At 73.0% G+C, this 21,726-nt stretch carries 20 protein-coding genes; 13 read left to right on the top strand and 7 right to left on the bottom strand.

Annotated features, from left to right (window positions below):
* Positions 1-118 precede the first annotated feature (118 nt).
* Positions 119-775, bottom strand: a complete 657-nt coding sequence (locus ACFC79_RS17425) for a DUF1275 family protein (protein WP_376240950.1) — start codon at positions 773-775, stop codon at positions 119-121.
* A gap of 415 nt (positions 776-1,190) precedes the next feature.
* On the opposite strand from ACFC79_RS17425, the gene ACFC79_RS17420 reads away from it, so the two are divergent.
* Positions 1,191-1,706 carry a lytic polysaccharide monooxygenase auxiliary activity family 9 protein gene (locus ACFC79_RS17420; protein ID WP_376240948.1) on the top strand — a complete coding sequence of 172 codons (516 nt, stop codon included), beginning with the start codon at positions 1,191-1,193 and terminating at the stop codon, positions 1,704-1,706.
* Positions 1,707-1,824: 118 nt separating this feature from the next.
* Here the strand turns inward: ACFC79_RS17420 and ACFC79_RS17415 are convergent, their stop codons facing one another.
* Both ACFC79_RS17415 and ACFC79_RS17410 read right to left on the bottom strand, forming a co-directional pair.
* Positions 1,825-2,421, bottom strand: a complete 597-nt coding sequence (locus ACFC79_RS17415) for a hypothetical protein (protein WP_376240946.1) — start codon at positions 2,419-2,421, stop codon at positions 1,825-1,827.
* Between the two features lie 431 nt (positions 2,422-2,852).
* Positions 2,853-3,059, bottom strand: a complete 207-nt coding sequence (locus tag ACFC79_RS17410) for a DUF5988 family protein (RefSeq protein ID WP_376240944.1) — start codon at positions 3,057-3,059, stop codon at positions 2,853-2,855.
* Positions 3,060-3,303: 244 nt separating this feature from the next.
* Here ACFC79_RS17410 and ACFC79_RS17405 point away from each other — a divergent pair, with 244 nt between their 5' ends.
* The 6 genes from ACFC79_RS17405 to ACFC79_RS17380 all read left to right on the top strand — a co-directional run bounded on the left by ACFC79_RS17405 (position 3,304) and on the right by ACFC79_RS17380 (position 10,571).
* Positions 3,304-3,657 carry a hypothetical protein gene (locus tag ACFC79_RS17405; protein ID WP_376240942.1) on the top strand — a complete coding sequence of 118 codons (354 nt, stop codon included), beginning with the start codon at positions 3,304-3,306 and terminating at the stop codon, positions 3,655-3,657.
* The gene (locus ACFC79_RS17400; protein ID WP_376240940.1) at positions 3,650-5,227 is read left to right on the top strand and encodes a helix-turn-helix domain-containing protein; all 1,578 of its coding nucleotides are present in this window, start codon (positions 3,650-3,652) and stop codon (positions 5,225-5,227) included. The genes ACFC79_RS17405 and ACFC79_RS17400 overlap by 8 nt, the downstream gene beginning before the upstream one ends.
* A 369-nt stretch (positions 5,228-5,596) precedes the next feature.
* Positions 5,597-6,943 (top strand): discoidin domain-containing protein, encoded by a 1,347-nt coding sequence (locus ACFC79_RS17395; RefSeq protein ID WP_376240938.1) that lies wholly within the window; start codon positions 5,597-5,599, stop codon positions 6,941-6,943.
* The gene (locus tag ACFC79_RS17390) at positions 6,943-8,241 is read left to right on the top strand and encodes an MFS transporter (protein WP_376240937.1); all 1,299 of its coding nucleotides are present in this window, start codon (positions 6,943-6,945) and stop codon (positions 8,239-8,241) included. Before ACFC79_RS17395 ends, ACFC79_RS17390 begins: the two co-directional genes overlap by 1 nt.
* Complete coding sequence (locus ACFC79_RS17385) at positions 8,238-9,299, top strand: hypothetical protein (protein WP_376240935.1); 1,062 nt, start codon at positions 8,238-8,240, stop codon at positions 9,297-9,299. The genes ACFC79_RS17390 and ACFC79_RS17385 overlap by 4 nt, the downstream gene beginning before the upstream one ends.
* 135 nt (positions 9,300-9,434) lie before the next feature.
* A complete protein-coding gene (locus ACFC79_RS17380; RefSeq protein ID WP_376240933.1) occupies positions 9,435-10,571 on the top strand; it encodes a hypothetical protein in 1,137 nt (378 codons plus the stop codon).
* A 73-nt stretch (positions 10,572-10,644) separates the two neighbouring features.
* Here the strand turns inward: ACFC79_RS17380 and ACFC79_RS17375 are convergent, their stop codons facing one another.
* On the bottom strand, positions 10,645-11,757 hold the full coding sequence (locus ACFC79_RS17375; protein WP_376240931.1) for a galactosyldiacylglycerol synthase: 1,113 nt from the start codon (positions 11,755-11,757) through the stop codon (positions 10,645-10,647).
* 458 nt (positions 11,758-12,215) lie between these two features.
* Between ACFC79_RS17375 and ACFC79_RS17370 the strand changes: the two genes are divergently transcribed.
* The 3 genes from ACFC79_RS17370 (at position 12,216) to ACFC79_RS17360 (ending at position 14,895) form a co-directional block, all read left to right on the top strand.
* Positions 12,216-13,031, top strand: coding sequence for an SDR family NAD(P)-dependent oxidoreductase (locus tag ACFC79_RS17370; RefSeq protein ID WP_376240929.1), 816 nt, complete (start codon positions 12,216-12,218; stop codon positions 13,029-13,031).
* 399 nt (positions 13,032-13,430) lie between these two features.
* On the top strand, positions 13,431-14,192 hold the full coding sequence (locus ACFC79_RS17365; protein ID WP_376240927.1) for a polysaccharide deacetylase family protein: 762 nt from the start codon (positions 13,431-13,433) through the stop codon (positions 14,190-14,192).
* 118 nt (positions 14,193-14,310) lie between these two features.
* Positions 14,311-14,895 carry a TerD family protein gene (locus ACFC79_RS17360; protein ID WP_376240926.1) on the top strand — a complete coding sequence of 195 codons (585 nt, stop codon included), beginning with the start codon at positions 14,311-14,313 and terminating at the stop codon, positions 14,893-14,895.
* 252 nt (positions 14,896-15,147) lie between these two features.
* On the opposite strand, the gene ACFC79_RS17355 is transcribed toward ACFC79_RS17360, so the two are convergent.
* Entirely contained in the window at positions 15,148-15,681 is a 534-nt protein-coding gene (locus ACFC79_RS17355) for a pyridoxamine 5'-phosphate oxidase family protein (RefSeq protein ID WP_376240924.1), read from the bottom strand.
* 263 nt (positions 15,682-15,944) lie between these two features.
* On the opposite strand from ACFC79_RS17355, the gene ACFC79_RS17350 reads away from it, so the two are divergent.
* Entirely contained in the window at positions 15,945-16,424 is a 480-nt protein-coding gene (locus ACFC79_RS17350; RefSeq protein WP_376240922.1) for a hypothetical protein, read from the top strand.
* A complete protein-coding gene (locus ACFC79_RS17345; RefSeq protein WP_376240921.1) occupies positions 16,421-17,164 on the top strand; it encodes a vitamin K epoxide reductase family protein in 744 nt (247 codons plus the stop codon). The genes ACFC79_RS17350 and ACFC79_RS17345 overlap by 4 nt, the downstream gene beginning before the upstream one ends.
* Here the strand turns inward: ACFC79_RS17345 and ACFC79_RS17340 are convergent.
* Positions 17,115-18,482, bottom strand: coding sequence for a globin domain-containing protein (locus ACFC79_RS17340; protein ID WP_376240919.1), 1,368 nt, complete (start codon positions 18,480-18,482; stop codon positions 17,115-17,117). The genes ACFC79_RS17345 and ACFC79_RS17340 overlap by 50 nt on opposite strands.
* 253 nt (positions 18,483-18,735) lie before the next feature.
* Between ACFC79_RS17340 and ACFC79_RS17335 the strand changes: the two genes are divergently transcribed.
* A complete protein-coding gene (locus ACFC79_RS17335) occupies positions 18,736-19,479 on the top strand; it encodes a response regulator (RefSeq protein ID WP_376240917.1) in 744 nt (247 codons plus the stop codon).
* 99 nt (positions 19,480-19,578) lie between these two features.
* On the opposite strand, the gene ACFC79_RS17330 is transcribed toward ACFC79_RS17335, so the two are convergent.
* Positions 19,579-21,291, bottom strand: a complete 1,713-nt coding sequence (locus ACFC79_RS17330; protein ID WP_376240915.1) for a GAF domain-containing protein — start codon at positions 21,289-21,291, stop codon at positions 19,579-19,581.
* Between the last annotated feature and the right edge of the window lie 435 nt (positions 21,292-21,726).

The raw sequence follows: 21,726 nt of genomic DNA, 5'->3' as shown, positions 1-21,726 counted from the left end.
GCTCCCTGCGCCCCACCTCGATCGCCCCGGCCGGACACCCCCGATCCGGCCGGGGCTCCCTCGCCGGACGCGGTGCGCCCCGGTCCGGAAGGCGTACCCGTCCGCACGGGCCCGGGGCTCAGTCGCGCGACCGCGGCGATGGTCCGGTCCCGGCCAACAGGGCGCCGGCCGCGGGTACCACGGCGACCGCGGCCGCGACCTCCGGCCGTATTCGCACCGCGAGCGCGGTGACGGCGGCACCCGCCACTACCGCCACCAGCCGGGCCGACGCCCAGCGGTCCTCCTGCGTCCACGACCGCAGGGCCGCGCGGCCCACGAGGGAGGTGAGCGTGCCGGTGAAGTAGTTCGTGGGGGTACCGAGGATGCGGCCCTGAATGCCCATCGCCGTGGCGACGAGGGCCAGCAGCCCCAGGCGGTCGCCGTCGGAGGTGATCACACCCAGCCCCCACAACGCGGCCGCCGCCGTCAGCAGCGCCACCTCGCACAGCAGCGTCACCGGCGGCGGCCACCGCAGACGTCCGGCCGCCCACGCCCCGAACGCGACCCCGATGCCGTACCAGGCGAGCGAGGTGAGCACTCGCGGGGCCACCCCGTGCTCGCCGGTGCCGACGGCGGAGGCGCCGAGCAGGACGAGGTTTCCGGTCATCACGCCGGCGAAGACCTGGCCGATGCAGAGGAAGGTGAACGCGTCCGCCGCCCCCGAGGCGGCCGACAGGAGCAGCGGGGTCCATTCGCCCCGGGAGTCGTGACCGGTGGAGGGGGAAACGGTGGACACGTCGCCATTGTCGGCCCGGCCGTGCCCGATCGGGCCGACCCTCCCGCGATGCGGCGCGGCGAGCCGGTCGCGCGGAGTCGGTGCGCGAGCGCCTCGGCGGTGCGACGGGCCGGTGCCGCGTCACGAGGGGGACGCCACGAGGGGCGCGTCGCGCGGGCCGGACGGCGGGGGACGCCCTGATGTCGTGCCGGTGAACTTCCTCCGTGCCGGCACCCTTGACGCCGACTCACCATTGGCTATGGTCTAGTCCAAGTGCAAGGCCGCCTTCGGACGCCTGCGACTGCCGGGCGTACGTTCCGGTGGATCTTGCCGTGCCCTTCGCGCCTCTTGGTCCCCACACTGGAGAGGCCGGTCCGCCATCACCGGGTCCCCACAATCCGACTGTGTGCGGCGACGCCTCATGTGAAGGAGAAACATGCACGCGAAAAGGAAGACGGCCGCCGCCGTAGGGGCTCTGCTCGCCCCGGTACTGGCCCTGAGCCTGCCGACCGGTTCCGCCAGTGGCCACGGATACATCTCGTCGCCGCCGAGCCGCCAGGCCCAGTGCGCCGCCGGGACCGTGAGCTGCGGAGCGATCAAGTACGAGCCGCAGAGCGTGGAAGGCCCCAAGGGGCTGACCAGTTGCAGCGGTGGCAACGCCGGGTTCGCCGAACTCGACGACGACTCCAAGGGCTGGAAGGTGACCCCGGTGAGCGGGACCACCTCCTTCCAGTGGGTCCTGACCGCCCGGCACGCCACGAGCACCTGGCAGTACTTCGCGGGCGGCCGGAAGATCGCGGAATTCAACGACAACGGTGCCCAGCCCGGCGCCACGGTCACCCACCAGGTGAGCTTCGGCGGGCTGACGGGCAAGCAGAAGGTCCTCGCGGTGTGGAACATCGCCGACACCGCGAACGCCTTCTACGCCTGCATCGACGTGAACGTCGGCTGACCGGGTCCGGGACCGCCGGGTCCCGGACCTCCCCGGGCGCCCGAAGCGCACGGAACCCCGGCCCGATTCCGGCGGGCCGGGGTTGCGTGTGTGATGTGCGGTCGGATGGATGGTCGGGTCAGTAGCGGTCTCCGCCACGGTCGCCGCCGCGGTCGTCCTCGCGGTCGCCGTGGTGCCCGATCACGCGGAAGCTGCCGACGACGCCGTCGTGGACGTGCACGCCGCCCTTGACGTGGCCGGGGAAGACCCCGTCGCTGGAGCTGTGCGGGCCGACGGTGGCGATCGGGGCGCCGTTGTCGCAGGTGGCGCCGCGGAAGACCTCGATGGTCCGGCGGCTCTCGTTGCGGATGTTGAGGCTCTTGGAGCCGAGCCCGCTGACGACGGTGATGCAGCCGCCGCGCTCGTCGGAGTAGGTGCGCTCGTTGATGTGGATGCGGCCCTCGTAGTGCTCGCGTCCGCGGTCGCGGCCCTTTCCGTATTCCCTGCCCTCGTTGCCCCTGCCCTCGTTGCCCCTGCCCTCGTTGCCCTTGCCCTCGTTGCCCTTGCCGGCGTCGCCGCCGGTGAGGGCCGTGGTGGGGGCGGGGGCCTGCTGGACGATAGGGGCCGCCTGGACCGGCGGCTCGGTGGTGGCGGCCGAGGCGTAGGTGATGCCGGTGGCCGCCAGGGCCGCGGCACCCGCCACGGCGGCGGTCACAACGGTGGAACGGGTAACCATGTCACTTCTCCTGTCTCAGTGAGGCCGGCTGAGCAGTCGGCCCGAGATTGAACGTACTGACGGACCCCATAGCTGTCATATCGGACACGTTGGCTCGTGCCGCCGGAACGCCGATCGAGGGATAGAAAGTACGCCAAATGCTATTTGCGGATAATCTGATGAATTCTCAACTGCCCATAAAAGAGGGCGGGTTGATAAATCGTTGACCCGTCCGGGCGACTTTCTGAGGCCCGCTCACCCCGGTGACGGCGTGTCCGTCGTTGACACGCCGGGAAAGTGACTCGCGCGGTTGCCGCGGTGCGCGGCATCGGGCCTCTGACCTGCTGTTTCCTGTGAGGTGTGCGAGGCCGTACCGGTCGGTGCGGCCGGCCTCGCACCCGGCGTGGCGACCGAGGGGCGTCGATGGGGCGGCGGGTCGCCGCGGCCGGTGCTCAGCCCGGGAACTCCGTGCGTTCCCACCATTCGTAGACGGGCAGGGGGCCCTCCGAGGTCTCCTGGCGGCGGGTGGTGACTCTGAAGTGCTCGTATCCGCCACGGAACGAGATCTTGAGGTCGCCGCCCGGGGCGCCGATCGGGACGATTCGCTCGGGGAGATCGTCGGGGCCGCCCACGAGGTATGCCTTGGCTGTGTGTGTCATGAAGGGGAGTTTCTCCGGTGAGGGGGCGGCGTTCCTCCGTGACGCGCCGACATCCGGTCCGCCGTGATTTCCGCCGGTTCTCCGGCCGCCCGCCGCGATCCCGGACGCCGGAGCCGCACCGCGACGGACCGGTCGGGGTGTCCGGTCGTGCGGTGCGGCGGCCGGGCGGGCGCGCTGCGTTCGGGTCGCTGCGGTGGTGATGTTAACTTCGTAACAAGTTGAGGAGTTCGGGAGGAGTGGACGGGTGCTGCAGATCCGGATCGGTGCGGAGCGTGCCGCCGGCGAGGGTGACTCCCTGGCGCGCACCGTCCTCGGCTGGCGTTCCGGCATGAGCGAGGACGAGGCGTGGGAAGCCGGCCGGGGCATCTGGAAGTTCAACGCCGACCGTGCCCTGTCCCAGAGCGAGGTGCAGATCATCAACACCGCGGGCACCGTGCTCGCGGTGGCGCGGATCACCGGCATCTCCAAGCACGGCGACCGCTACGCGCTCGAGGGCGAGGTCCTGCTCGGCGATCCGCGCGTCGGCCGCCCCACCCCCAGCCCGCACCTGTCCCGCAATCCCGTCACCTACATCCGAGGCGGGCGCTCCGGTGAGTGAATTCGACGCGATCGACTCGCTGCTGGCCGCCGTCGGCCCCGAGGCCCGGCTCCCGGCCGCCGACATGCGGCGCGCGTTGCGGGAACGGGCCAGGCTGTCCCGGGCACAGGTGGCCCGGGCGCTCGGCGTGGGCCCGTCGACCGTGGCCGGATGGGAGAGCGGCCGCGATCCCTCCGGCGAGACGCGTGCCAGGTACGCGTACCTGCTGGACGGGCTGAGCGCCAAGCTGGGCCCCGAGCCCGACCCGGAGCCGGACGCCGGGCCCGACCCGGAGCCCGGCTCCGCACCTGCGACGGCACCGGACGGGACACCTGTCCCGGCACCCGGCACCGCCACGCCCGCCGATGCCGCCGCCCCCGGTTCCGGGCAGGAGGCGGACGACGTGGAGCCCCTCGCCGCCGCCGAGCCGTGTGTGCTGTGCGGGCACCCCGCCGCGCAACGGGTCGCGGGATTCGCCCAGCACCTGGACGCGGCCGACTGCCGTCCGCCCGCCGCGACGGCCGGAGCGGCGCCTTTGCCGACCCCTGCCGGTCATCGTGCCGGGGCATCCCCCCGGCAGGCATCGGGACGGTCCGCCGCACCGCGCACCGCGGCCCGGCGCGCGTCGCAGGAGTCGTCCGGCCCGGTCGGCCTGATTCACCAGGCGGTGCGCAGCGCGCTCGACGAACACGGCGGTGACGTCGAGGCGGCCGGCGCCGCCCTGTCGAAGCGGGCGATCCCGGACGCGATGCGACTGCTGGACGAGACCCGCAAGGGTGCGCGCTACGACGTGATCGCCCATCCCTGGATTCCCGACATCCTGAAGAAGCGGACGTCCCGGGGCGCGGACCAGATCTGGGAGGCCCGGCCGAAATGGACCCGCCCGGAACTCCCGCCCGGCCGCCACGAGGTGACGGCACTCGACATCAACGGTGCCTACCTCTCCGCGCTCAAGACCCATCTGCCGCTGGGGCAGCTGGAGCATTCGACCGGATTCGACCACGACCGCCGCCGCGCCGGTGTCCACCTGATCACCCCGCCCGAGTGGGAGCACGCGGCGGTGCTGCCCAATCCGATCGGCAACCGGGACGAAGCCGGGCCGCTGTGGGTGACCGAGCCGACGCTGCGTCTGCTGCTGCGACTGTCGGGTCCGAAGTACGGACTGTGCGCCCCCCCGCGGATCCACGAGTCCTTCACCTCCGGGGCCACCGAGAACCTGCTGGAGAAGTTCCGCGTCGCGCTCAAGGACGCCAGGGACACGGCGATCGCCTCCGGCGACGAGGTGACGCTGGAGTACGTGAAGGCGATGTACGCGAAGTTCGTCTCCACCATGGGGGAGTCGAACTACAACCGGGAGCTGTACCGGCCGGACTGGATGCACATCATCCGCTCGCAGGCCTTCGCCAACCTCTGGACGAAGGCGCTCAGGGCGCACGAGGGCGGCCTCGTCGTCGTGCGGGCGATGGGCACCGACGAACTCCACGTCACGGGCGACTGGCGTCGCGTGTTCCCCGAGGGCCGAGGCGTCACCGAGGTCAAGGTCAAGGACGCCTACACGGTCGGCGACGACGAGGAGGAGGCCGCCGGGTGAGGCGGCGGCCGGCTCTGCGCGCCCGTCGGTGATCCGCCCCGTCCTGTCGTGCCCGTGTACGGCTCCGTGCGGCGACCGGGAGCGATGCGGGAACGGGTGTGAAGGCGGCGACACCCTGTCGAACGGGTGTGTGCAAGCTGTCCACGTGCTTCAACGCGTCGCGGAACAAAGCGAGTTGAGGACTGGTAGGAAACTTTACTGTTCGCTAGCATTCCGGGCGGCGGCCTGGCGCGGTGCCCGACCCGTGGGCATGACGCGCTCAGCGAGAGCTCTGCCCCGGCCGCCGGGATGCGCCCCCGCCCGTCCGGGAGGGGCGCGCGATCGAACCGATGCCCAGCTCTCGCCACCCCCCAGGCCAGGAGTCCAGGTATGCACCTGAACGGCCCAGTTCCCCTTCTCACCCCCACACGGCGCCGCACGGCGGGCATGGTCCTCGCCACCGTCCTCGCCCTCGTGGGCGCCCTGCTGCTCGCGCACCCCGACCGGGCCGACGCAGCCGCCGACCCCCTCATCTCCCGTGGCAAACCGGCCACCGCGTCCTCCAGCGAGGATTCCGGCCTCGGCCCGCAGAACGCCTTCGACGGCGACCCGGACACCCGCTGGGCGAGCGTCGAGGGCAAGGACCCGCAGTGGATCCGCGTCGACCTCGGCGCCACCGCCGACGTCACACGGGTGAAGCTGAACTGGGAGGCCGCGTACGCCAAGGCGTACCGGATCGAGATCTCCGCCGACGGCACGTCCTGGACCCGGCTCGCCGAGGAGAAGGCGGGCAACGGCGGCACCGACGACTGGCCGGACCTCACCGGCAGGGGCCGCTACCTGCGCGTGTACGCAACCGCGCGCGGCACCTCGTACGGCTACTCGCTGCACGAGGCCGAGGTGTACGGCAGGGGCGACGGCACACCCCCGGAGACCGGCGCCTTCACCGTGGTCGCCGCCGGTGACATCGCCGCCCAGTGCACCGCCTCCGACAGCGACTGCGCCCACCCCAGGACCGCCGCGCTGGCCCAGCAGATCAACCCGAAGTTCTACCTGACGATGGGCGACAACCAGTACGACGACGCCCGGATCGCCGACTACCGTGCCTACTACGACAAGACCTGGGGCGCCTTCAAGAACAAGACGCACCCGGTCCCGGGCAACCACGAGACCTACGACCCGGCCGGATCCCTGGCCGGCTACAAGGCGTATTTCGGCGCCATCGCCTACCCCCAGGGGAAGACCTACTACAGCTTCGACGAGGGCAACTGGCACTTCATCGCCCTCGACTCCAACTCCCTCGACAAGAGCGCCCAGATCGACTGGCTCAAGGCCGACCTGGCCGCCAACGACAAGGCGTGCATCGCCGCCTTCTGGCACCACCCGCTGTACTCCTCGGGCGGACACGGCAACGACCCGGTCAGCAGGCCGGTCTGGAAACTCCTCTACGGGGCCAAGGCCGACCTCGTGCTCAACGGACACGACCACCACTACGAACGCTTCGCCCCGCAGAACCCCGACGGGAAGGCCACCGCCGACGGAATCACCGAGATCATCGGCGGCATGGGCGGTGCCGAGCCCTACCCCATCGAGGACGTCCAGCCCAACAGCCAGAAGCGGATCAGCGGTCAATACGGCGTCCTGAAACTGGACTTCACCGACTCCGGGTACAGCTGGAGCTACGTCGGCACCGACGGCAAGGCCAAGGACACCAGCCCGAAGTACACCTGCCACTGATGTACCTGGCGACCACAGGCCGCCGGGACACGTCGGCCCCGCCCCGTAATGGCGGGGCGGGCCGCCGTGTCCCCGGCACCGTCCTCGCACTCGGCACGGTCAGCCTCGTCACCGACATCTCCTCCGAGATGGTCACCGCGGTGCTGCCGCTCTACCTGGTCCTCGGACTGGGTCTCTCACCCCTCCAATTCGGCTTCCTGGACGGCCTGTTCAACGGTGCGACCGCCATCGTCCGGCTGGTCGGCGGGCACGCCGCCGACCGCGGGCACCGGCACAAGCGGGTCGCCGGGATCGGCTACACCCTCTCCGCCCTCTCCCGGCTCGGCCTGCTCCTCGCGGGCGGCGCCACCGCCGGGATCGCGGCCGCACTCGCCGCAGACCGCGTCGGCAAGGGCATCCGCACCGCACCCCGCGACGCCATGATCACGCTGAGCAGCAGGCCCGAGACGCTCGGCCGATCCTTCGGCGTCCACCGGGCGATGGACACCACCGGCGCCCTGCTCGGCCCGCTCGCCGCGTTCGCCCTGCTCTGGGCGACGGCCGACGCCTACGACGCGGTGTTCGTCGTCAGCTTCTGCGTCGGCCTGCTCGGCGTGCTGCTCCTCGTCCTGTACGTGCCCGGGCACCGGGCAGTGCCCACGACGAGACCGGCACCCCGACGGCGCGAGGTGTTCGGCGCGCTCCGCGACCGGGGCTTCAGGAAGATCCTCGGAGCCGCCGCCCTGCTCGGTGCCGCCACCATCGGCGACGCCTTCGTCTACCTCCTGCTCCAGCAGCGCCTCGACCTCCCCATCGGCTGGTTCCCGCTGCTGCCGCTCGGTGCGGCGGCGTGCTACCTGCTGCTCGCGGTCCCGGCGGGCCGGATCGCGGACCGGGTCGGCCGACGGCTGCCGTTCCTGTACGGACACGTCGCCCTGCTCGGCGTGTACGTCGCACTCCTCGCCCCGACGGGCGGCCCGGTCCCGCTGCTCGTCGTCCCCGTCCTCGTCCTGCTCGGGGTCTTCTACGCCACCACCGACGGCGTGCTGATGGCCCTCGCCTCACCCGTGCTGCCCGCCGACGGCAGGGCCGGCGGACTCGCCCTGCTCCAGACCGGCCAGGCGCTGGCCCGGATGCTCGCCGCCGCGGGCTTCGGCGCCGCCTGGACGGTGTGGGGGCCGAGTCCCGCACTGTGGGCCGCGGTGTCGGCGCTGCTCGCCGCGCTCGCGGTCGGCTGGACGCTGCTGCCGCGCGACCCCTCCGCCGACCCGGCCGCCGGGCGGCCAGAAGCCCCGACCACCGAAAGGCCGACCGCATGAGCACCAGGTTCCCGAAGCCCACGACGCCGCTGGGCCCCCGGTCCCGCATCGCCGTCGTGGTGGCCGCGGTACTGCTCCTCGCGGGCGGATCCGTCGGCTACGCCCTGCACGCGCAACACCGCTCACAGGGGCAACAGGCCGACGCCGACGCCTCGTTCACCGTCGTCGGGCCCGCGCTCTACTTCCGTGACTCGGACACGGGCCGCGTCGCGCGCCAGCCGCTCGCCGCAACCGCCGACGACCGCGCGACCGCGGCCCGGACGGTCGGCACGCGCACGGCCGGTGCCCGCACCACCGGTGGTCCCGCCTGCGACCGGTTCTACGCCGCCGGTGACAGCGCCATCTGCCTGCGCACCCGGCCCGGTGTGCTGCCGAGGACCCAGGCGATCGTGTTCGACCGGAACCTGCGGGAGAAGCGCCGGATCACCGTGCCGGGCATTCCCACCCGTGCCCGGGTCTCGGCGTCCGGACGGATGCTGTCCTGGACGGTGTTCGCCACCGGCGACTCGTATGCCACCACCGCCTTCTCCACCCGGACCGCCGTCCTCGACCTGCGCACCGGCTACCTCATCAAGTCCATCGAGGAGATCCCCCTGACCATCGACGGCAAGCGTTACCACGCCCCCGACGTCAACTACTGGGGTGTCTCCTTCGCCCGGGACGACAACCGCTTCTACGCCACCGTCTCCACCAAGGGCCGCACGTACCTGGTCGAGGGGGACATGAGGAACTGGTCGGCCACGGCACTGCGGCAGAATGTCGAGTGCCCGTCCCTGTCGCCCGACAACACCCGGCTCGCCTTCAAGAAGAAGGTCTCCGACGACCCGGCCGCGCCCTGGCGGTTGTACGTTCTCGACCTGCGGACCATGCGCGAGACACCCCTCGCCGAGACGCACAGCGTGGACGACCAGGCGGCCTGGCTGGACGACTCCGCGGTCGGGTACGCCCGGCCGGGCGCCGCCGGACGGACGAGCGACATCTGGACCGTTCCCGCCGACGGTACCGGCACACCCCGTCTGGCCGTGCCCGGCGGCTCGTCGCCCGCGGCGGTGGGCTGAGCAATCGGCCCCGGGCAGCGGCGGCGCGGGCACCCCCCCAGCGTGCCCGCGGCCCCGTCCCGATCGCGGGTCGTGGCGTGCCGTGGTCCCCTGGAATGCGATCACCAGTTGCCAGCCGCCCCAGGGAGGACACGGATGCGCACGAGTGACCTGACCCCGGCCGTACTCAAGGACCTGCGCCGCCCGCGCCCCTTCCCGGCGATCTCGCTCCTCATGCCGACGCACCGGACCAGGCCGGCCAACGAGCAGGACCCCATCCGCCTGCGCAACCTCCTCGGCGAGGCAGTACGGCGCCTCAAGGAGGATCCGTCCGTCGACCGCGAGGGCCGCATGCGGCTGGAACGGCAGCTCGACGAGGACGCCGTCCGGCGGCTGTTCGACGCCCAGCGCCCCGAGGACGGACTGCTGGTGCTGCTCGCACCGGACGACGACCCGCAGGCGTGGCAGTTCCGCTCCCCGCACGACATCCCCGAGCGCATCGAGGTCACGGACACCTTTCTCACGCGCAACCTGGTCGCGGCGCATCTGTACGCACGGCCGTACTGGGTCCTGGTCCTCGACCAGGAGGAGTGCAAGCTGTACCTGGCCCACGCCGGAAACCTGACCGAGGTCGACGACCACGGATTCCCGGCCCGGCCGCAGGTGCCGTCCCGCGAGGACGCGATCCCCGGCCCCGCGTACGGCAGCGACCGCACCGGCTACCGCGCGGAACGCATCGCCCAGTACGTCACGGACATCGAGGAGCGCTTCACCGCGGCCATGTCCGAGCGGCGGCTGCCGCTGGTCCTGGTGGGGAGCCCGGAGCTGACCACCGCCTTCGAGAAGGTCTTGCGGCACACCGGAGCCGTCGCGGGCAGGCTCGACCTGACCGGCGCGGACAAGCACGCCATCCCCCAACTGGAGCAGCGGCTGGAGCCCGTCTTCGGGAAGATCCGCGAGGACCGGGCCGCACAGGCCCGCGCGGACCTGGACGCGGCGCGCGGCCGCAAGGCGTACGTCGCGGGGCCGGCGGAGGTGTGGCACACGGTCATGGAGCACCGCGCCGCCCTTGTTCTCGTGGAGGAGGGCCTGCGCGCGGCGGGCCGCGCCGACGCCAACCATCAACTGCACATCGTCGACGTACCGGCCGGTGAGCCGGCTCCCGAAGGCGTCGAGACGGACATCCTCGACAGTCTCATCGAGGAGGCGCTGGACGCCGACACGGAGGTGCGATTCGTCCCCGACGGAACACTTCCCGACGGGGTCGGCATCGCGGGCACGCTCCGCTACTGACGTCCGTCGTGCGGCGCGGGCGCCGGAGCCCTCGGAACGAGAGCCTCCGTGCGCTCGCGCCGACGCGCGTCCGTCACCGGACGCAGTGGTCGCCCTTCCCCCGCGCGAGGTCTTCGAGCGGGAGCACCCCGGTACCGGAGAACAGGGCGCGGGCCGCGGACAGGCGCCGCTCGCGGACCGGGCCCGCAGCGGTCACGTCGTCCAGGGCCCGCAGCAGCGCCCACGGATCCCGGGCGTGGTCCGAGAACCCGTGCGCCGCCATGCGGTGCACGCCCTCGCTCCCGTGGCCCGGGATGGCGCGGTAGCCGACCACCGGCAGCCCGGCGGCCAGCGCCTCCAGCGCCGTCTGGCCCGCCGCGTTGTCGACGAGGGCGCGGGAGACGGCCATGAGTCCCCGGACGTCGTCGACCCAGCCCAGGGCCCTCGCATGATCGACGCGGGCGACACCGCGGCGCAGCCGGGCGTTGTTCCCGCAGAGCACGACGGGCCCGTACCCCGCCGAGGCCAACAGCCGCGCCGTGTCCACGACCCGGGCTCCGGCCCCCCAGGCACCCGTCGAGACGAGTACCGGCGGACGGCCCGGCGAGCCGATGCGCCGTCGCCAGTCCGCCGCCGAGGGCGCCGGGACGTGGAACCGGGGAGCCACCAGCGCGCCGGAGACGACGGCCGGGCGCCGCACCGCCCGCCGCACCCGGCGGGCCACATCGGCCGTCAGACACAGATGGAGGTCGTTGCCCGGGTGGAGCCACTGACGGTGAACGGCGAAGTCGGTGATCACGACGGCGCTCGGGGCCGTGAGCGCGCCGCGTGCGCGGAGTCCGCCGGTGAGCTGGGCGGCGAGGTGGAAGACCGGCACGACGACGTCCGCCTCCTGCTGCGCGACCAGCTCCAGCAGCCGGCGCTCGGCGAGTGCGGCCAACGGTGAGCTGCCCGGCCGGGGCCCGCCCGACCCCTGGAAGAACGCCGCGTACAGACCCGCGTACACGGCCGGCAGACGGCGGATGACCGTCCGGTAGAAGGCGCGAAGGCCGGAGCCGACCCCGGCGGGCAGCAGATCGAGGACGTCCACCGTCGTCGTCCGCCCCCCGCCCGCTTCCAGCCGACGGGTCAGTTCGGCTGCCACCGCGTGGTGCCCGGAGCCCATGCCGGCGCTCAGGACGAGGAAACGTCCGGATGCCGTGCTCACCGGGCGCACGCTCCCGTCCGTCGTCGGGGCACGGACCGTCGTCCGGCGCGGGCGGTCGGTCCGCGCCGTCGGGGGCGGGCAGGTGCCGATTCGGCCGACCGCCCCGGCACGGGGGCGGACTCCGCCGATCGGCCGATGCCGCGGCGCGGTCCCGAGGGGCCATGCGCATGAGCAGCGGACAACACGATCACCTCCGCTCCGGCAGCGCCCGGCGGCCGTGCGGCAGCGGGCACTGAACGTGGTCGGTCCCATTCTGCGGGCGCGAGCGGTGCGGTGCGGTCCAGTGAGGTCCGGGCCCCGACGGTTTTGCCCGGGCGTCCCCGGGCTACTCCTAACCAGACCCGGTGGCGCGAAGCCCCGCGCCACCGATCCTTTCCCGGACCCGAACCCCGGGAGGCGGGGGCATCGCGCCGCACCGCGCCGACACAGCCGCACCGCGCCGACACAGGGGAGAGGCCATGTCATCTGGTCCGGGGACCGCCTACCGGGGCGTGCCGGAGGGCGACGTGCCGGACGGCCGCGTCACCCGGGCCGACGTGGCCCTCGTGACGGGAGCCTCCTCGGGCATCGGAGCCGCGGTCTCGCACCGGATCGCGGCCGAGGGAGGCTGGCGGCTCCTGGTCGCCGGCCGGGACCGCGAGCGGCTGGAGGACGTCGCCGCGGCGACGTCCTCGACGGCGCTCTACGCGGACCTGATGTCGCTCGGCGGTACGGAGCGGCTCGTCGAAGCGGCGCTCGGTACGGCCGGTCGGGTGGACCTGCTGGTCGCGGCGGCCGGGGTCGGCTGGGCCGGAGCCTTCGACGCCATGCCGGCCGCCGACGCCGACCGGGTCCTCACCGTCGACCTGGTCTCCGTCGTCCACCTGGTGCGGCTCCTGCTCCCGCAGATGCTCGCCGCGGGACGCGGACACGTCATGCTGATCGGATCGGTGGCGGGATCCACCGGGGTCCGCAGCGAAGCGGTCTACTCGGCGGCGAAGGCGGCGATCGCCACCTTCGCCGCCGCACTGCGCCACGAACTGCGCGGAACCGGTGTGCGCGTCACCCACCTGGTCCCCGGCGTCGTGGACACCCCGTTCTTCGAACGGCGTGGTATGCCGTACGCCCGTTCGTGGCCCCGGCCGATGCCGCCGGAGAAGGTCGCCGACGCGCTCTGGGACGCCTATGTGGCGGGCCGCGACGAGGTGTTCGTCCCCGGCTGGCTGCGGCTGCCGGGATGCGTGCGTGCCGTGGCACCCGGTCTCTACCACCGGCTCGCGGCCCGCTTCGGCTGAGCCGCCGCCACGTGGACGTCCTCGCCGTGGCCCCGGCGCTGCCGGCCGCTCCCGCCAATGGCGCGGCCTCCGTGCCGCAACGACGGGCCGCCATGGACCGGGCCGGGGGCGAGCCGGCGGGCGACGGCCCCGGTGCCCGACGGCCGTCTCGCAGCCCGTCCTCACCCCGGGGGACGTCGTGGTGAGCGTGGCGCCGGGGGCGACGCTGTGCGGTGAACCGGTCGCGCCGGGAGCCCGTCCGACGCCGGCCGTGCTCAAACCCCGCCGGGTGGCCGCCGGGGCCGCGGGCCTCCCGCGTCCCCCGGCGGTCGCGGGGCATCGGGACCCGACCGGAACCGCATCGCACCGGAGCCCGAGGGGCCGGGACCGACAGTCGTACCGACGGAGGGACGAGAACCGATGAACGACCGACGCGAGCTGCTGCCCGCCGTCCTCCGCGCACCGCTGGCAGCGGCGGCGGTGGCACTGACCGCCCATGTCGTGCCCGCCGCCACCTGGCTGCCGGGTCTGCGCCGGACCTGCCTCCCCGCCCTGGCGGGGCTCGGCCACCCCCGTCACATCGCCCTGACCTTCGACGACGGGCCGGATCCCGGCTCCACCCCGTTCTTCCTCGACGCGCTGGACCGGCTCTCCGCACGTGCCACGTTCTTCGTACTGGGGGAGAGCCTGCTGCGCCATCCGGAGCTCGGCCGGGACATGGTCCGCCGCGGCCACGAACTCGCCGTGCACGGGTGGACGCACAGTCGGCCGTGGTTCCCCGCGGCGGTCCGGGACGCGCGCGAGGTCTCCCGCGCCGCGGCGGCGGTCCGCACGGTCGCGGGCGTCCGACCGCTCTGGTACCGGCCGCCGTTCGGGATTCTGACGGGTGGTCGCTGGGCCGCCGCCCGGCGCTGCGGACTGCGGCCGGTCCTGTGGTCCGCCTGGGGACGGGACTGGGACGAGGACGCCACCCCCCAGGGCGTGCTGACGACGGTGCGCCGCGATCTGCGCGGCGGTGGCACGCTCCTCCTGCACGACGCGGACCTGTCGGCGTCGGGGCGCTGGGTCCCTGCGCTCACCATGCTGCCGGAACTTGTGGACGACATCCGGGCCGCAGGGCTGACCGTCGGCCCGCTCGCCGACCACGGTCTCGTCGCGGCCGGGACGGACAACGGGGACTGACGGTCCGCCGGTCTCCGGGACCGTACACGCATGGCCGAAAACCACCCGGGTGGGCTGAGCGGCGACGGCACCAGGCACACTTCAGGGGTAGCAGTCTGACCACCAAGAGGGATCACGCATGATCACGCTGAAGAAGGAAGACGGCCCGGCCGATCTGGACGGGGTGACACATCTGTCCATCGGGGTGTCCTGGGACCCGACGGCGGGGAGCAGCGGAGGGCTGCTGGGCAAGCTCCGGCAGAAGGTCGGCACCGACCTCGACCTGATCGCCATCGCCATGCAGGGAGCGGAACCGGTCCGGCTGGCCGGGCTGGACTCCCTGGACCCGATGGGCAACGGCTCGCTGGTGCACAGCGGGGACAACCAGACGGGGAAGGGCGACGGCGACGACGAGACGGTGACCGTCGAGTTCGCGCGGATACCGTCCAACATCACCTCCATCGTGTTCGTCGCCGCCGCCTACAAGAAGCGCAGCGCCTTCCAGAACGCGCGCAACATCAGCTTCAAGGTGTATGACGCGACGGGCGGCAGCAGCCAGCAGGTCGCCGACATCTGGCCGAGCCTGCTCACCAACGACAACGGGTGCGCCGTGGCCAAGGCGATGCGGGTCGGCACGGGTTGGAAGCTCGAGGTGATCAACGAGACCGGGAAGATCAAGCAGGGGGACGAACAGGCCCTGATGCGCTTCGCCGTCAGCAAGTAGTGACGAGGAGCCTCGCACCGGTGCGTGGCCGGGCCTCCGAGGAATCGGCCCGGCCGCCCCGGCCGTCGGCTCCGTGCCGCCGTCGCGGCGGCCGGGGCGAGCGGTGTCCCGCGGCCCGCACGGCACCGGGACGACACGCGGGCGCCGTCCACGCCCGATCCGCCCGGTGAGAACACCGGGCGTCCGTACCGGGGCCATCTCCTCGCACGGCCGGAGCCGTGCGTCCCGAGCGGGGCACCTCGGGCTTCCCGGTCACTCGTTCGCCGCGGTCTCGTCAAGTCGGATGCCGGTGACCAGATGCGGCCGGATGTGCACCGCGCACTCCATCACCTGGTCCGACCAGGGCCTGATCAGCCGTTGATAGCGCATCAGCGCGTCGGGGTCGGTCACCGGCCGGCAGTAGCCCGTCGCGACGACGCTCCAGCCCAGATGGGTCAGTGGATCGATGTCGTCGGCCTGGTAGGCGACCACGACGCCCCGGTCGCCGTGCAGCCCGGCCTGGGCGAACAGATCCGAGTCCCGGTGCGTGCGGATGATGATCCGCCCACGGTCCAGCACGTGGTTCACCGGCCGGATCGCGGGCAGCGCGTGCTGGGTGAAGACGATCCGCCCGAGCGACGTCCCGGCGAGCAGCCGCAGAGCCTGATCATCCGTCAACTCGACGGTGCGGCGCGGCCGGGCGGCGTCCGGCCCGCGGTCCCGGCCGCCCTCCTGCCGCCCGCGCACGGTTCTGCCCGGGGCCACGGGCACGGATGATCCGGGCGGCCTGCGGCCTGCGTTGCTCATGACTGTCGACCTGCGTGGCTCATGGGGCGGGCCTCGTCTCCTGATCTGCTCGTCTGCGGTACGAGTACATCGTGTACCGCTCCCCGCCGCCAGGGCCGAACGGCCCAGGGCCGAACGGCCCTAGCGGTGTGCCGCCCCCGATGGTTTCACTGCGGGGGCCCGTACGCCGCGGCCCGGCCCGACGTCGGCAACCGGGGCCGAGTCCCGGCGTGCGGAGCGTTCGATCGGATCGGTGGTGCGGAAGTGCGCAGGAGGGGAACGCGGTGATCGCGGTCGTCGGACACAGGGATCTCGACAGCAGGACTCTGGAGTTGGTGGAAGCGGAACTGAGAGCACGGCTGGACGGCCTGGCGGAGGGCGCTGCCGCCCTCGTGCGGGTCGGGGCGGGCCTGCCCCTGGCGTTCGGGCGTGCCGTCCGGGCGGCCGGGCGGAAACTGACGGTGCTGCTGCCGGCCCAGGGGGCGGTGCCCGCCGTGCTGCCGGAGCGGGACCGGCGTGCCGCAGGGGAACTGCTGGTTCTGGCCGAGCACGTACGGCTGCTCGCCTTCGATCCGGCCGACCGCAACGCGTGTGTCGGCGCCGACGAACGGGTGGTGGCGACGTCCCGGTCCGTACTGGCCGTGTGGGACGGCTCGCCGTCGGACGGCCGGGACGCCACCGCGCACCTGGTCGCCTTCGCCCGGGCGCGCGGGATCCACGTGGATGTCGTCTGGCCGACGGGCTGCGAGTGGAGGAGGGCATGAGGACGTCGGCCCAGGGGCCGCGGACGGCGGCCCCGCCCTCCCGGACCCCGTACGACGGGGGCGTCGGGACGACGACGGACGACCGGCGGGCCGACGGGGCGGACGAGGCCCCGCCAGGCGCGGACGACGGCACGCCGCGCACGGGCGGAGCCCATGAACACATCGGCGCCCGGCCCGGATTCGGGTGGTTGCTGATCGTGACCGCCGCTCTCGGGCTGCTGGGCTCCTTCATGATCACCGTCGACAAGTTCGAACTGCTCGCCGACCCCGGCTTCGTCCCCGCCTGCACCCTGAGCCCGGTGCTGTCCTGCACGGACGTGATGCGCAGCGAACAGGCTTCGGTGTTCGGCTTCGCGAACCCGTTGCTGGGGCTGATCGGCTTCGGGGTGGTGATGGGGATCGGAGCCGGTCTTCTCGCCGGTGCCCGCTACCGGCGCTGTTACTGGCTGGGCCTGAACCTGGGCACCCTCCTCGGCGCCGGCTTCTGCATGTGGCTGATGACGCAGGCGCTCTACGAGATCGGCGCGCTCTGCCTGTGGTGCGTTCTCGTGTGGGTGACGACCGTCTTCATGTTCTGCCACACCACCGTGCACAACCTGCGCCACGGGGTGCTGCCCGCACCCCGGGCGCTGGTCGCCGCCGTACTGGAGTTCCCGCTGGTGCCGCCGGTGACCTGGTGCCTGGTCATCGTCATGCTGATAGCAACCCGGTTCTGGTCGTACTGGGTGTCATTCCTGTGACCGGTTCCCCGATCGTCACCGCCGCGGGGCATCCGGCCGCCCCGCCGACCGCACCCCCGCCCATCACGACGCCGGTGCTGTCGTGATGGACACGGTCGGCCGGGACACCGGCGGCGGCGAGCCGGGCCGCCACGGCCCCCGTCGGGTCCGACGAGGACACCTCGGGGGCCAGGGCCAGGAAGACGTGCTGCCGGGACGTCTCCCCGCTGCCCCGCGCCGCCCCGCCGCACAGGTTGCGGAGTCCCTGGTCCGTGAAGGGTCCGGTGGGGAGCACGGTCAGCCAGTGACGTCCGCGCCGGAACGTCTCCAGGTACGCCGCGTCGTACATGCCCCCGCCCGGCCCGCCGTCCAGCAGCAGCCGCACCCGGTGGGCCCGCGACCGTTCGGCGTCGATCTGCTGGAGCAGTGCCTTCATAGCGGCCCAGCCCGTGCCCGAGGAGATCAACAGCACATCGGCGGACGGGGTGTGACGCGGCAGCGACAGTTCGCCGCGCGGTGCGCCGATGCGTACGGTGTCACCCTCCCGGGTGCGGTGCACCAGCGCATCGCTCACCCCGCCGGCGCCGCGGGCGTGCACGTGGAACTCCAGCTCCCCGTCCGGATGCGGCGCACGGGCCAGGTAGTACGGGCGCCACGCCTGCTCCAGCATCGGCGACTCCACGGACGCGTACTGTCCGGCCGTGAAGGGGTAGGGCTGATGGGGGCGCACCGTCAGCACCGCGAGATCCGGCGAGCGGAGCTCGTGCGAGGTCACCGTCGCGTCCCAGCTCGAAGGTTCGGCGATCGCCTCGTCCGCGCCCCTGACCATCGCCGAGACGGCAAGGCGCAGCATTCGCAGCCAGGCGTCCTCCAGCTCGTCGGTCCACCGGGAGCCCGCCCGCAGCCGCAGCGCCTCGATCAACGCCGCCTCGAATGCCTCGAAGTGCGCGGGGCGCACGCCGAGTTTGCGGTGGTCGCGGCCCAACTGGGTGAGGGTGCCGATCATCTCTTCCGTCCGGTGCAGATTGCCGATCAGGTAACGGAAGATCTCGGCGAGGTGCGCCTGCTGGAAGGCCATCGACTCGGGGAACAAGGACCTCAGATACGGGTGCCGCTCGAACAGGGCCCGGTAGAGCTCGGCGATCAGCCCGTCCAGCGGGCCGACCAGCGGCAGACAGTCGCCGATCAGCCGCTGGTCCGCCGTGCCGTCGTACGTCCGAGGCGGTTGGGCGCACGACGGCTCGCTCTCCGCGCCGGCCGGTGACAGGATGCGTCGTCTCAGCCGCATCGCGTCGTGCCGGGCGAGCAGTGCGTGGTAGTCCTCGCTCGGGGTGTTCATGGACGGGTTTCTCCTCGAAATGGCGCGGTGGGAGGGGTGGGGGCCGGGACGGGGGGACATCGGTGGTACCCGAAACGATCTCGGCCGCGTCAGTATGGCACCGCCGACACTTCGCCGACCGGCCCTGGTCACAGGGACTTTCGGCCCTGTTCATCTGCTGTTTTCCCTGCTTCGAAACCCCGCCGGACGGGTCGGCGGACGGACGCACATACTGGGGATCGCCCACCTTTTCCCCGAGCCGATCGAGCATGGTGTGAACGATCCAGTGAAGACCCCGCCGCACACGACCCCGCCGCGGCCGACCGACCCCGTGCGCGTCTTCATCCTCGACGACCACGAGGTCGTACGACGCGGTGTGCGCGACCTGCTTGAGGCGGAGGACGGCATCGAGGTGGTCGGGGAGGCGTCGGACGCCCGGGAGGCACTGGCCCGGGTGCCCGCGACCAGACCCCAGGTGGCCGTCCTGGACGTACGGCTCGGCGACGACCCCCGGGGCGACCACGCCGGTATCGAGGTGTGCCGGGAGCTGCGTGCCCTGATGCCCGAACTGGCCTGCCTGATGCTGACGTCCTTCGACGACGACGAGGCGTTGTTCGACGCCATCATGGCGGGCGCGGCCGGTTACGTGCTGAAGCAGATCAACGGAGCCGACCTGATCGCCGCCGTACGCACGGTCGCGGCCGGCACGTCGATGCTGGACCCGCGGACGACCGCTCGGGTCATGGCACGGCTCAGAGGGCCCGAGCCGGCTCCCGCCGAGGAGCCGGAGCTCTCGGAACTGGACCGGCTCACGGCCAGGGAGCGTCAGATCCTGGACCTCATCGGCGAGGGCCTCACCAACCGCGAGATCGCCGAACGCCTCTTCCTGGCCGAGAAGACCGTCAAGAACCGCATCTCCTCGATCCTGGCGAAGCTGGGAGTCGGCCGCCGGATCCAGGCCGCGATGCTCGTCGGCCGGATCAAGGACCGCGAGGGGAACGCTCCGGGGCGGAACTGACACCGGCCCCACGGCACGCGTCCCACCCCGGACGGGCGCCCGCTCCGGGACCGGCGTCGGCTCCGGGGGCCGCCGCCGCGGCCGGCCTCCGTCCGCGCGTCAGCCGTGGAGCGGGGCGCGCCAGACGACCCGGGTGCCGCCGTCCGCAGGCCGCTCCACCGTCAGAGTGCCGCCGCACAGCTCCGCCCGGGTCCGCATATTGGCGAGCCCGCCGCCCCGAGCCCGCCGCGCGCCGTCATCGGCCGCTGCGTGCGCACCGGCGACGGCTCGGTCGTCCGGAATGCCGATGCCGTCGTCCGTGACCGTCAGCGTCACCGCGTCCTCCGCCGACAGCACGATGTCGATGCGGCTCGCACCGGCGTGGCGCGAGGCGTTGGACACCGCCTCGGCGGCGACCGCCACCACGTGCTCGGCGAGTTCGTCCGGGACGGTGGTGTCCACCGGACCGTCGATCCGCACCGAGGGCCGGAAGCCGAGGGCGCGTGCCGCGGTCCGCGCGGTCTCCGCCATCCGGTGCCGCAGTCCGCTGCGGCCCGCACTGTCCGCCGTGCGCAGATCGAAGATGGTGGACCGGATGATCCGGATCGTGGTGTCCAGGTCGTCCACCGCCCGGCTGACCCGCTCCGCCGCGCCCGGCCGGTCCGCGATGGCCCGGGTGGTGCTCTGGAGCGTCATTCCGGTGGCGAACAGCCGCTGGATCGCCAGGTCGTGCAGATCGCGGGCGATCCGGTCCCGGTCGTGCATCACGACGAGTTCTTCGGACTCGGCCCGCCCCCGGGCCAGTTCCAACGCGATCGCCGCCTGGTCGGCGAAGCCGGACACGAGCGCCACCTCGGTGTCGTCGAACGGCGGACGGCCCGCCGGGCGTCCCAGGCGCAGCGCCCCCATCGCCCCGGTGCCGACCCGCAACGGCACCGCGACGACCGGGCCCAGACCGTCCTCGGCGCCGTCCCCGAACGGATGCGCCCGCGGATCCGTGCGGACGTCGGCGCAGTGCGCCGGTGTTCCGGTACGCGCGGCGAGACCGGCCAGCGACCCCGACGCCGGTACGGACAACCCCGTCACACGGTCGCAGTCCCTGCCGTGGGCGACGGTGACGGTGAGGCGTTCCTCGGCCCCCGGCACCTCGGGCTCCGACATCCCCGGCGCCTGCGCCTGAGCCGCCGTCCCCGGCCGGCTCGGGGGCAGCAGGATCGCCGCACGGTCCGCACCCGCCACCTCCATTGCCCGTTCGGCGATCAGATGGAGCACCTCGTCGGCGTCCGCACCGGAGAGCAGGGAGCGGGTGATCTCGCCCAATGCCTCCAGACGCCGTTCCCTGCGGCGGCTCTCGTCGTACATCCTGGCGTTGTCGATGGCGACCCCGGCGGCGATCGACAGGGTGGTGAGCACGGCCTCGTCGTCGTCGTCGAACCCCGCTCCGCCCCGCTTCTCGGTGAGGTACAGGTTGCCGAACACCTCGTCCCGCACCCGGACCGGCACCCCGAGGAACGTGCGCATCGGAGGGTGGTGCGGCGGAAAGCCGAAGCTGCGCGGATGACTGCCCAGATCGGTGAGCCGCAGCGGTTTCGGATGGTGTATCAGCTCGCCGAGGATGCCGCGCCCGCACGGCGACTGCCCGATCCGGGCGGCGACCTCCTGCGACAGTCCCACCGGCAGGAACTCCAGCAGCTTCTGCCCGTCGCCGACGATGCCGAGCGCCCCGTACTCCGCGTCGGTCAGCTTCACCGCCGCCTCGACGATGCCGCGCAGCACCTCGGGCAGTTCCAGGCCGCGCCCCAGGCTCATCACGGCGTCCAGCAGACCGCGCATCCGGTCCGGCCGACTCGGCTGCGGCCACGCGGTACGACCCGGGCACGAGGCCGACCGCGGGCCGGGCACGGGCACGGCGGAGTCCGGGGAGGGGGGAGCGGAAGGTGCTGACTCTGCCATCGGGTGCCGTTCTCTGGGGCCGTGCGCCGTACGCGTGTGCCGTACGCCGGGATCTGCTCACCGGATCACCGCGGGGCTGGAACCGGTACACGACCTGTCAGCCTACGGCAGCCCGTGACGCCGCGGCTCGGCGGTGCGCGGTTGGCGCGGGGCGCGGCGCGGGGACCACCGGCCCCGGGCGGGGGCCGCGGCAGGGCCGGTCGGCCCTCGCGGAAGGTGACCGTCGGCCCCTGGGGCGAGTCCCGGCCCGGGACCACCATGGTGCGGCGCCGGGAAGGTCCGGCCGGACCGTCCCCCGTGAGACGCCGGACCTTC

The sequence above is a fragment of the Streptomyces sp. NPDC056061 genome, from assembly GCF_042266885.1.
GTDB lineage: Bacteria > Actinomycetota > Actinomycetes > Streptomycetales > Streptomycetaceae > Streptomyces.
This window is presented reverse-complemented; position numbering and strand designations above follow the sequence as displayed.